Origin of the sequence: Campylobacter sp. BCW_4321 (assembly GCF_001763075.1) — a bacterium.
GTDB classification, from domain to species: domain Bacteria; phylum Campylobacterota; class Campylobacteria; order Campylobacterales; family Campylobacteraceae; genus Campylobacter_D; species Campylobacter_D jejuni.
The window spans coordinates 1-3,464 of the sequence record NZ_MJYA01000056.1 but is presented as its reverse complement, the minus strand read 5'-3'; the positions used below and the strand labels follow the sequence as shown (position 1 = coordinate 3,464).

The window sequence follows — 3,464 nt, the reverse complement described above, 5'->3', positions numbered from 1 at the left end:
AAACCACAAAATTACATCTTAATTTTAATAAAATAGAGAATCTAAGGAGATAACCCATGACATATATATTACTTCTTATTATAATTTCTACTATTCTTTCTTATCTTATATTAAAATTTATTTATAAAATCATCTTTAAATCTACAAAAAGCGTTTCAAAGTTTTTAGTCTTTCTTGGAAGTATAGGCTTAATTATCTTTTATTATACTCCTTATTCTTATTATTTAGAGCCTAGTTATTGGCAATTTAGGAATATGTGTAAGTTAAATGAACTTCCTAAAGTATAATAAGATTCTAGGGTATTTTGATAAAAAGTTAGGCGGCATAGATGATTTTCGACATGTAAAAAAATATAGTAGGATAGAAATGTGGCTTTATATATTACGATGATACTTCAAAACTCCTTCAAATTTTCAAGAAAAGATAGAGATGGATAATATTGTACTAAAAACAAAAAATATGCAAATGTCTTTACACAAGATTGTTGATATGCATATAAGTCCATATTGGAATACTAGAAGGTATGTGTTAGAAGGCAATGAGGGTAATATGAATTTTGAGTTTATAGAGGATGGGCTCGCTTGTGGTAATCTTTATCAATAATAATATAAGGAATAAATCAACAATTTAAAAGATTATACAGAATTTGTGTAAGCTAGTTATTTTAATTTTGTTTATACTGAAGGACAAAAAGCTTTAGGATTTAAAATATCTAAAACTAGATTTTTTAAAGATAAGAGTGAATTAGAAAAATTGGACTATTTTAAAGCATTACATGATGAATATAATGGATATTTGGTTATAGATGATTCTTTATTTTTTATGTGAAACTAAATGGAGATTTTAGAGAATTACAAGCTAGAAATTTTTCTCAAAGATATGAGATTAAATTTCATCAGCCCAACACTACAAATTGTCTTATGAAAAAACAGAGAAAATTAAGAGGAGTTAATAAATGCTAGAATTCTTTGTTAATCTTTTAATATTTATTCTTATATTTTTCTTTTTTGTTTTTATATTTTCTATTATTTTATATTTTATCTTTAAAATTTTTTATAAATTAAAAAATAAAACAAAAACTATAAATTTTAAAACAATATTTAAAAAACTTACTTTATTTCTTTTGCCTGTATATCTTTTATTATTCTTAACAGGAGGCTGTTCTTATAAATATATGGATCCGCAGTATTATGAGTTTAAGAGCTTGTGTTATTTTAATTTGGGAAAAGTGTTGATTGAGGATGAATCTATAAAGAATAAAACAAATATAATAGTGACACCTAAAAGTAAGCAAATAAAAGATAGAATAGTGGAAACTAGATTTGAAAGAAAAAATGAAAACCAAGTAGTGTATTATCGTGTTAATACATATTTTTATGATAATTATGGTATATTCTTGAAAGGCGATGAGGGTGCTGGATTATATTTTAGATATATGGAAGTATTAAGTTGTAAGAATATTGACAAAAAATTTAAGAAAGATGACTGGCAAGTTGAAACTTTGGAATAACAAATGAGCAAAAACATTAAAACACAAGAAGCTAAATTAGACTTAATCACTAAATTTTTAGACTATGCTGATATAGCAGATGCTAGTTATGCTATGTTGCAATATGTTTGGGAAAATATAGAGCAAGATGAAAAGAATAATATTTATAAAGCAGATAAACTTACTTTTGGTGATAAATTAAAGCAAGATATTGTTATGAAAAATAGTAAAGGGGAAGATATTGTAAAACCTAAAAATACAAACACAGCTTATGCTTGTGCTATACAAGCTCGTTTTGAACAAAATAAAATAGTTAAAATAGAACCTAAATATTGTATTTCTCTTATAAATACTTGTTTTGATAGTAAAGAAATAACATTGGATAATGATATTAGTAGGGTGGGGTTAAATGATACACTTAGTAAAAGAATCATTGATTTTATAAATAGATTTAAACTTTTAAAACATTAGTCTAACACTTTAAGTGGCTTTAGTGCTATTTTGTTTGAAGATACTAAAGATAATAATCAAAGTAATATAGGATAAAAATATATGAAAAACAAGCTCTATCATTATTTTAACAATAAAGAAAATTCAAATGATTTAAAAAAACAATTCTTTAAAAATATAAAACAAGCTTTATTTTATCTTTTTCTTGTCATCTTAACTTTTTATAATATTACTTATTTAACTCTTTTAACCTTTTTCCCTTTTCCTTTCTTTGGATGGATTAGCTTGTTTATACTTTCTACTATATGGGTATATTTATTTTTAAAGCTTGTCTTTTATCTTGTCTTTAAAATTTTTAATATTGATAAAAAAATTAAAAAGTTTTATTTATTTTTACCTTATCCATTATTCATGCTTCTTTGGTTTGGATACTCTTTTGTACCTCTTGAATGGCAAAGTAGTTTTAAAGAATTTGAGAGTTTGTGTGAGAAGGCTGATTCTAAGGCGGTTATTTATGATGCAAAAAATATTATAAGTCTTTGGGATAATTATAAAAAAATAAACAAGGATATTTTATTCAACATAACAGAGCAATATGTAGATTTTAGAATAAAAAAAATTATTATTTTATGGTACTATAAGGACGGCAAAAATACAATACAAGAATATAAAATAGACAATACATACTCTTGGCTTGACATAGGTATGTTTGCTAAATACAAAAGAAAAATGATATGCTATGATATTCGAAAATATAAAGAATTACAAGAAAAAAGAGGCTACTAATGTATGAAAAACAAGCCAAATATATGAAACTTTATAAATATGCTAGAATGTGCTGGGCTAGTTATTTTTATTTTGATTTTTTAAATACTAGAAATATATTTGAGTTAGATTTTAATCAAGAAAAAATTCAAGAAGAAAATTCTCTTAGAGGCTATAGAGAAATAAAGGTAAATTTAGAACATGTTGTCAGTCAAAAACATAAAGATAAAGAAGTATTGATTGATTTAAGACAAGATGATGCTTGGCAATCAAAAATGTTAAATTTCTTTGATGAAAAGACAAATTTTGATAAACTAAATGGAGAATTTGGAGAATTACGGACTAAAAATTTCATTCAAAGATATGAGGTTCAATTTCATCAGCCTAACACTACAAGTGGCTTTAGTGCTACTTTGTTTTATGATAAAGAAAAAGATGAATTTATAGTAGGATTTAGGGGAACTGAAACTGATAATTTTATTAGCTCGATTCAAGATATAGTTCAAGACATAACTCTATCCCTCAATGGCAATATCCAATCTTCTTTTCTTTTAGAATTTTTAGAACAAGTAAATAAAATAATCAAAAACAAACACAAAAGAATTATATTTGTAGGACATTCATTGGGTGGGTATTTAGCTCAAATGGCTTTGATATATTGCGATATTAAATATAAAGACAAATTATCTTTTAGCCCTAATGAAGTTTATACTTTTAATTCCCCTAGTGTTTATGGTTGGAATTTTCCTAATATAGCTAT

The 3,464-nt window shown here is 24.6% G+C and carries 7 protein-coding genes; all 7 read left to right on the top strand.

The window, feature by feature from the left end; translation table 11 throughout:
- Window positions 1-56 precede the first annotated feature (56 nt).
- Window positions 57-287: a hypothetical protein gene (locus AJN58_RS06260; RefSeq protein ID WP_002881838.1), complete on the top strand. Its 231-nt coding sequence runs from the start codon at window positions 57-59 to the stop codon at window positions 285-287.
- Window positions 288-429: 142 nt separating this feature from the next.
- A complete protein-coding gene (locus AJN58_RS10160) occupies window positions 430-603 on the top strand; it encodes a hypothetical protein (RefSeq protein ID WP_153882527.1) in 174 nt (57 codons plus the stop codon).
- A 221-nt stretch (window positions 604-824) separates the two neighbouring features.
- Window positions 825-962, top strand: coding sequence for a hypothetical protein (locus AJN58_RS10155; protein WP_161564883.1), 138 nt, complete (start codon window positions 825-827; stop codon window positions 960-962).
- Window positions 956-1,510, top strand: coding sequence for a hypothetical protein (locus tag AJN58_RS06255; protein WP_053872785.1), 555 nt, complete (start codon window positions 956-958; stop codon window positions 1,508-1,510). The genes AJN58_RS10155 and AJN58_RS06255 overlap by 7 nt, the downstream gene beginning before the upstream one ends.
- Window positions 1,511-1,513: 3 nt before the next feature.
- The gene (locus AJN58_RS06250) at window positions 1,514-1,960 is read left to right on the top strand and encodes a hypothetical protein (RefSeq protein WP_002880729.1); all 447 of its coding nucleotides are present in this window, start codon (window positions 1,514-1,516) and stop codon (window positions 1,958-1,960) included.
- Window positions 1,961-2,350: 390 nt separating this feature from the next.
- Window positions 2,351-2,725, top strand: a complete 375-nt coding sequence (locus tag AJN58_RS10150; protein WP_180371447.1) for a hypothetical protein — start codon at window positions 2,351-2,353, stop codon at window positions 2,723-2,725.
- The coding region (locus tag AJN58_RS06240; RefSeq protein WP_250540850.1) for a lipase family protein at window positions 2,725-3,464 on the top strand (740 nt) is incomplete at its 3' end. The genes AJN58_RS10150 and AJN58_RS06240, both read left to right, overlap by 1 nt.

Excerpts from the sequence above, each read along its gene's own strand:
- AJN58_RS06250 (WP_002880729.1), top strand. The coding sequence starts at position 1,514 with ATGAGCAAAAACATTAAAACACAAGAAGCTAAATTAGACTTAATCACT.
- AJN58_RS06255 (WP_053872785.1), top strand. The coding sequence starts at position 956 with ATGCTAGAATTCTTTGTTAATCTTTTAATATTTATTCTTATATTTTTC.
- AJN58_RS10150 (WP_180371447.1), top strand. The coding sequence starts at position 2,351 with ATGCTTCTTTGGTTTGGATACTCTTTTGTACCTCTTGAATGGCAAAGT.
- AJN58_RS10160 (WP_153882527.1), top strand. The coding sequence starts at position 430 with ATGGATAATATTGTACTAAAAACAAAAAATATGCAAATGTCTTTACAC.
- AJN58_RS06260 (WP_002881838.1), top strand. The coding sequence starts at position 57 with ATGACATATATATTACTTCTTATTATAATTTCTACTATTCTTTCTTAT.